Annotated in this window: 6 protein-coding genes; 2 read left to right on the top strand and 4 right to left on the bottom strand. The window is 61.8% G+C overall.

The window, feature by feature from the left end:
- The first annotated feature begins 641 nt into the window (after positions 1–641).
- Positions 642–1,325, top strand: a complete 684-nt coding sequence (locus RT21_RS22530; protein ID WP_046164428.1) for a type 1 glutamine amidotransferase domain-containing protein — start codon at positions 642–644, stop codon at positions 1,323–1,325.
- Between the two features lie 7 nt (positions 1,326–1,332).
- Here RT21_RS22530 and RT21_RS22535 read toward each other — a convergent pair whose 3' ends face one another.
- From RT21_RS22535 to phhA, 4 genes are all read right to left on the bottom strand, one after another.
- Entirely contained in the window at positions 1,333–2,157 is an 825-nt protein-coding gene (locus RT21_RS22535) for a S6 modification regulatory phosphodiesterase RimA (RefSeq protein ID WP_046164429.1), read from the bottom strand.
- A gap of 273 nt (positions 2,158–2,430) precedes the next feature.
- Positions 2,431–3,627, bottom strand: coding sequence for an amino acid aminotransferase (locus RT21_RS22540; RefSeq protein WP_046164430.1), 1,197 nt, complete (start codon positions 3,625–3,627; stop codon positions 2,431–2,433).
- On the bottom strand, positions 3,624–3,980 hold the full coding sequence (locus RT21_RS22545) for a 4a-hydroxytetrahydrobiopterin dehydratase (protein WP_045430164.1): 357 nt from the start codon (positions 3,978–3,980) through the stop codon (positions 3,624–3,626). Before RT21_RS22545 ends, RT21_RS22540 begins: the two co-directional genes overlap by 4 nt.
- 268 nt (positions 3,981–4,248) lie before the next feature.
- Entirely contained in the window at positions 4,249–5,034 is a 786-nt protein-coding gene (gene phhA, locus RT21_RS22550) for a phenylalanine 4-monooxygenase (RefSeq protein WP_046164431.1), read from the bottom strand.
- Positions 5,035–5,299: 265 nt separating this feature from the next.
- Here phhA and RT21_RS22555 point away from each other — a divergent pair, with 265 nt between their 5' ends.
- Positions 5,300–6,856, top strand: a complete 1,557-nt coding sequence (locus RT21_RS22555) for a sigma-54-dependent phenylalanine hydroxylase transcriptional regulator PhhR (protein ID WP_046164432.1) — start codon at positions 5,300–5,302, stop codon at positions 6,854–6,856.
- The last annotated feature ends 308 nt before the right edge of the window (positions 6,857–7,164 follow it).

A 7,164-nucleotide genomic window follows, 5' to 3' on the forward strand; every position in this document is an offset into this window, starting at 1 on the left:
TAGGGTGGGTAACGCGAAGCTTACCCACCGCGTTTGGTGGGCGAGGTCCGTTATCAATCGTGGTATCGAGCGCGATGGAAAATGCTTCGCAGTTTTCCACCCTACGAAGCTAAAGGGGGGCGAGTCCTAGTCGCGTGGCAACTCTCAAAGAGCGCAACAAACGGGCTTTGCTTTTTTGCTGATACACGAACCAGCAGACGACTCCGAACGCCCCTTTCAGGAGGCCGAATGGAGTCGCGGCGTAGAGGGGCGAGCGGCAAGGATGCCGCGAGAGCCGTGAAGGGCCATGGATGGCCCTTGCGCGGCGACCCTCGGAGCAGCGATGGAATGAGGGAAGTCGAGCGCAGCGAGACCTGGATGCAGGGGCAAGACCTTTTGGTTCCTTTTGGGGCAATTGCCAAAAGGGACTCGCCCAGCAGGGCGAAACCAATGCCTCGGCCGACCTTGGAAACCGGGTCATACGCAGCTAACCCAAGCTCAAACAGTCCGTGGGCTCGGGGGCGGAACTTGGGGCGGCCCCAAAAGTGCGTGCTGCGCTGCCCATCACCGTGCGCAACACAACGACATTGACCCATTCCCCACCCTCATGGTCGAGATGAATCAAGGGCCTGCATTCGGGCCCCTCGATCAAAGGAGACCCTATGAAAGTTCTCATCGTGCTCACATCCCACGACAAGCTCGGCGACACTGGCAAACCCACCGGCTTCTGGCTCGAAGAATTCGCCGCCCCTTACTACGTCTTCAAGGACGCGGGTGCTGAAATCGTCCTCGCCTCACCCAAGGGTGGTCAGCCACCGCTGGACCCGAAAAGCGATGCGCCGGACGCTCAGACCGAGATGACCCAGCGCTTCAAGAACGATGCCGAGTCCCAGGCGCTGCTGGCCAACACGCACAAGCTGGACGAAGTATCGGCAGCGGACTTCGATACGGTCTTCTATCCCGGCGGTCACGGCCCGATGTGGGACCTGACGGGCAATGCGACGTCCATCGCTCTTATCGAATCCTTCATCAAGGCACGCAAGCCCGTAGCGGCGGTCTGCCATGCGCCTGCCGCGCTGGTACAGGTGCGCGGCGTGGACGGTGAATACCTTGTTAAAGGCAAGCGCGTCACCGGCTTTACCAATACCGAGGAGGAGGGGGTACAGCTCACTGAGGTGGTGCCCTTCCTGCTGGAAGATAAGCTGAAGGAGATCGGTGGCGACTACAGCAAGGGGCCGGACTGGTCGTCCTATGTGCTGGTCGATGGCCTGCTCGTCACAGGCCAGAACCCGGCGTCCTCGGAAGAGGCCGCCCGCGAGTTGCTCAAACTGTTGAAGGCCGGCTGAACCGGGCTCAGCTCGACAGTCCGCCCGGCCACGCCAGGGAATCGGCGTGGCTGCAGCTCTCAAACAGCGGTTTGCTGAACAGATAGCCCTGCATCAGGCTGATGCCCAGGTCGCGCAAAGCCTTGTATTCATCCGGCGTTTCCACGCCCTCAGCGATCACCTGGATGCCCAGCTCGTTGCAGATGCCCACCGTGCCGCGGACGATGGCCTGGCGCGAACGGCTCTGATCGATGCTACGGATCAGGTCCATGTCCAGCTTGATGAGGTCGGGCTGGAAGTCGGCAAGCAGGTTAAGTCCGGCGAAGCCGGCACCAAAGTCATCAATGGCCGTGAGAAAGCCGATGCGCTGGTATTCACGGAAAACCTCGGTCAGCCACTTGGCATCGCTGATGCGCTCGCCCTCGACGGTCTCGAAGATAATCTGCTCAATGGGGAAATTGTGGGCGCGGGCGGCTTCGAGCGTCGAGCGGATGCACAGCTCTGGGCGGTAGATCGCGTTCGGCATGAAATTGATCGACAGCTTGCTCTGCATGTTCAGCTTGGCGGCTGTCTTGATGGCTTTGACCCGGCAGGCCTGGTCGAAGCGGAAGCGATTGTCCTCCGTTACCTGCGACAGCACGCTGGGCGCCGGTTCTCCATTTACGCCACGAACCAGGGCTTCGTGGGCGAAAATCTCACGCTTGGAGATGTCGACGATCGGCTGGTAGGCGTAGCTGAAGCGAAACCCAAGGCGTTCCCCGCTGGCACAACTGGGGCAGGCGCCGTGTTCGCTGGCCGAATGGCAGCTGTATTCCGATGGGGCAGGGTTACCGTCTGTGTTGCTTTGAATCATGGGCGAACTCGCTCGAAACCTGTTGCTGAAAGATAGCGGCTAATCTGGCCGAGACTGGAGTCCGTTCGTCACCAGAAGGCCATTCCACGAGAATGACCAGGCGTCATAGTAGGTCAGAAACTTTAGGAATGATGGCTAAATGCTATTACATTAAGAATTAAGTCGAGTTCCTCTTTCCGCAGTGCGCTTCGTCGTCGTGGCGGGGCCATCCGTTTCGGCAGGAATAAAAAAGGCCGGCATGACAGCCGGCCTCCTGTGCTTCGCTGCGGCGGCTTATGCCGTGACGCGGGCGATGGCGGCCGCCAGTTGATCGAGCCGTGCGGCATCCAGCCCGGCGATATTCGCCCGTCCGCTTTCCACCAAATACACCGAATCGTCACGCCGCAGGCGCAGCACCTGGTCGGCAGTGAGGCCCGTGTAGGAGAACATTCCGCGTTGCTGCGCAATGTGCGCGAAGCGCTCGGCGAGACCGTGCGGCGCCAGCGCCTCCACCAGACCCTTACGAAGCCCGGCGATGCGCTCGCGCTTGGCTGCAACCTCTTGCTGCCAGAGCTGGCGCAATTCGGGGTTCGCCAGAATCGTCGCCACCACGGCCGCGCCGTGCGACGGCGGAGTCGACCAGAGATTGCGCGCCACCGAGGCAAACTGACTGCGCACATCGATCAACGACTCGCCGTTGGCAGCCACTGCGATCAGAGCGCCGGTACGCTCGCGGTAAAGCCCGAAGTTCTTCGAGCAGGAGCTGGTGATCAGCACTTCCGGTAGCGCTTCAACGAACAGCCGTACCGCCCAGGCGTCCTCGTCCAGTCCATCGCCGAATCCCTGGTAAGCGAAGTCGAACAGTGGCAATAGCTCGCGCTGACGCACGATCTCCAACACCTGGCGCCAGTCGCTCTGACTCAGGTCGTAGCCCGTGGGGTTGTGGCAGCACGCATGCAGCAGCACCACGTCGCCGTGAGGAATCTGCTCCAGCGCGGCGAGCATACCCGGCACGTCGAGGCGGTTCTGCGCATCGACATAGGGGTAATGCTCGACCTTCAAGCGGGCAGCGGCGAACAGGGTTTCGTGGATCGGCCAGGTTGGGTCGCTGAGCCAGAGGCTGCGCCCCGGCAGGCACTTGGCGATGAACTCGCCCACCAGCCGTAGGGCGCCGGTGCCGCCCGGTGTCTGGGTGCAGCCGGCGCGGTGCTCGACCAGCGCCGGCGAGCCCTCACCGAGCACCAGCTGCAGCAGCTGCTCGCCAAACAGCGGATCGCCGTGACCGCCGATGTAACTCTTGGTCTGCTCGCTGTCGATCAGACGCTGCTCAGCCAGCTTGACCGCCTTGGGGATCGGCGTCAGACCGAGGGCATCCTTGTAGACACCCACGCCCAGGTCGAGCTTGGCCGGGTTCGGGTCGGCGCGATAGGCGTCCAGCAGGCCGAGTATCGGATCGCCGGGAACCCGCGCGACATCAGCGAAGTGTTTCACTTGCGGCCCTCTGCAGTTTTCGCGACCTCGTCGGTACGTGCGGCCATGATGAAGTCGTTGCGGTGCAGCCCTTTGATCGAGTGGCTCCACCAGGTCACAGTGACCTTGCCCCACTCGGTGAGCAGGCCCGGGTGATGACCCTCGGCTTCTGCGATCTCGCCAACGGCGTTGGTGAAGGCTAGTGCATGGCGGAAGTTCTTGAACAGGAAAACCTTCTCCAGCTCCATGTGGCCGTCACGGGTCTCGATGTTCCAATCTGGAATCTGCTTGATCAGCTCGGCCAGTTCGTCATCGGAGACCTTGGGTGCGTCGGCGCGGCAGGCTTCGCAATGGGCTTGGGTGAGGGCGGTCATGGTTGGGTCCTTTGTGTGATCGGTTGGTTGAGTGGATCGGTGGGCTAAAGCCCACCCTAGGTGATGGGGTTGATGAGAGTTAAGCAGCGTAGGGCGGACAACGCCGCAGGCTTGTCCACGCGTCGGGTCCGGTCCGCCACGTTGCCAAGCAACGTAGGGTGGATGACGCCAGAGGCTCATCCACCAGCCGGCCGAAACGACCCGCGCCGCCGCGAGACGTCGTCGGGGCTGAAATCAACGCGTGGAAAATGCTTCGCAGTTTTCCACCCTACGCCGCTTTCGGCGGAAACTTCGGCTGGTGCAGGCCCAGCTGCATGGCGTTGCGTACGTGCGCCATGATGTCTTCATGGGCCACATCGAACAGTCGCTTGAGCTCGGGCAGAACGAAGTACACCGGCTGCAGGATGTCGATGCGGTAAGGGGTGCGCATCGCTTCGACAACGTTGAACGCCTGATGCTCGGGTTCGTCGGAAAGGCTGTAAAGCGTTTCCTTCGGCGAGGAGAGGATGCCGCCACCATAGATGCGCCGGCCCGCTGAAGTCTCCACCAGGCCGAACTCGATGGTCATCCAATACAGCCGTGCCAGGTAGACGCGCTCTTCCTTGGTCGCCTTGAGGCCAAGCTGGCCGTAGGTGTGGGTGAACTCGGCAAACCAGGGGTTGGTCAGCAGCGGGCAGTGACCGAATATCTCGTGAAAGATGTCGGGTTCCTGCAGGTAGTCCAGTTCTTCCGGTGTGCGGATAAAGGTGGCTACCGGAAAGCGTTTACTCGCCAGCAGCTCGAAAAAGGTCTGGAACGGAATCAGCGCCGGGACCCGCGCCACCTGCCAGCCAGTGGTCGCATCCAGCACGCGGTTGATTTCGCCCAGCTGGGGGATGCGGTCGTGGGGTAGGGAGAGCTGTTCTATGCCGTCCAGGTATTCCTGGCAAGCGCGCCCGTCGAGCAGTTTCAGCTGGCGTTCGACCAGCGTTTGCCAAACCGCATGTTCACTGTCCGGGTAGTGGATGTGACCTTGCGCATCCGGTTCGCGGGCAACGTATTTAGTGGCTTTCATCTGACCTCCTGAGCGGGGCGGCCGCCTGAGTCTTGTTTTTATGGATGCCTCATCTGATCGCGTTCAGCCCTCTCTGGCGACCCGAAAGCGGCTGCCCTGCGACAATCCGTCTCTGATGTGCGTAACGAAATAATTACGATGTAGCGCGGTTGCATGAAAATCGGCTTGCTCGGCTTCGCTACTGTCAAATAATCTTGACGAAAATCAACGGCGATCCGCAGAAAAACCGGCGCCGCTCATAACAACAAGCCCAAAGGCCCCTTGCATGCGTATCAAGATTCACTGCCAGAACCGCATCGGCATCCTCCGGGACATGCTCGAACTGCTGGTCGCCTACGGCATCAACGTGGCGCGTGGCGAAGTGGGGGGCGAGCACGGTAACGCCGTTTACCTGCACTGCCCCAACCTGATGAACCTGCAGCTACAGGCGCTGCGACCGAAGATCGAGGCGCTGCAAGGCGTGTTCGAGGTCCGCAAGGTCGGGCTGATGCCCAGCGAGCGGCATTCGCTTGAACTCAACGCGCTGCTCGGCGCGCTGGAATTTCCGGTGCTGTCCATCGATATGGCTGGCGCCATCGTCGCGGCCAACCGTTCCGCGGCGCAGTTGCTCGGGGTTCGGGTGGATGAGGTGCCGGGCATGAGCCTGTCGCGCTACGCCGATGATTTCGACCTGCCGGAATTGGTGCGCGCCAACAAGGCGCGGATCAATGGCCTGCGCGTGACCATCAAGGGCGACATCTTTCTTGCAGACATCGCGCCCTTGCAGTCGGAACACGATGACAGCGAAGCCCTGGCCGGTGCGGTGCTGACGTTGCATCGCGCCGACCGGGTGGGCGAGCGTATCTACAACGTGCGCAAGCAGGAGCTGCGCGGCTTCGACAGCATCTTCCAGAGCTCGAAAGTGATGGCCGCCGTGGTCCGCGAGGCGCGACGGATGGCCCCGCTGGATGCACCGCTGCTGATCGAGGGGGAGACCGGCACCGGCAAGGAATTGCTCGCGCGCGCCTGTCATCTGTCCAGCCCGCGCGGGCAATCGCCGTTCATGGCCCTCAACTGCGCGGGCCTGCCGGAATCCATGGCCGAGACGGAGCTGTTTGGCTACGGACCCGGCGCTTTCGAAGGCGCACGTCCGGAAGGCAAGCTCGGCCTGCTCGAGTTGACCTCTGGCGGCACGCTGTTTCTCGATGGCGTGGGGGAGATGAGTACACGGCTGCAAGCCAAACTTGTGCGGTTTCTGCAGGATGGCTGTTTTCGTCGGGTCGGCAGCGACGAGGAGGTCTACCTGGATGTGCGGGTAATCTGCGCGACGCAGCTGGATCTGTCCGAACTCTGCGCCAAGGGCGAATTTCGCCAGGACCTGTATCACCGCCTCAACGTGCTGTCGCTGCACATTCCGCCGCTGCGTGAATGCCTGGATGGGCTGGAACCGCTGGCGCTGCACTTTCTCGACCAGGCCAGCCGGCAGATCGGTTGCGCCTTGCCGAGCCTCTCGCCGACAGCCCTCGAGCGTTTAGCCGGCTATCACTGGCCGGGCAACGTCAGGCAGCTGGAGAACACGCTGTTTCAGGCGGTTTCGCTGTGCGAGGGCGGAGTGATCAAGCCCGCGCATATTCGCCTGCCGGACTACGGGACGCCGGCACCGCTGGGCGATTTTTCGCTGGAGGGCGATCTGGGCAATATCGTCGGACGCTTCGAAAAAGCGGTGTTGCAGGAGTTGTATCAACGCCATCCCAGCAGCCGGCTCTTGGGCAAGCGGCTAGGGGTTTCGCATACCACCATCGCCAACAAACTACGTGAGTACGGGATCGGCAAAGAAGGCTGATTGCCGCCGCGGCGCAGCACGGATCTGTAGGAGCCAGCTTGCTGGCGATCAGAGGTGGGCGCCGCAGAGGTGTTGCGTTTGACGCACGGATCGCCAGCAAGCTGGCTCCTACGAAAAGCGAGATCGTGTTCGTGTGATGGATTTGCATCCTGCCGCAGGTGATTGCTTGTCCATCGCTACGGCTCCCAGCGACCGCGGTAGCACGCACCTGTAGGAGCCAGCTTGCTGGCGATCAGAGGTGGGCGCCGCATAGGTGTTGCGTTTGACGCACCGGATTGCCAGCAAGCTGGCTCCTACGAAAAGCGAGA

Source organism: Pseudomonas sp. 10B238 (assembly GCF_000970615.1).
GTDB lineage: Bacteria > Pseudomonadota > Gammaproteobacteria > Pseudomonadales > Pseudomonadaceae > Stutzerimonas.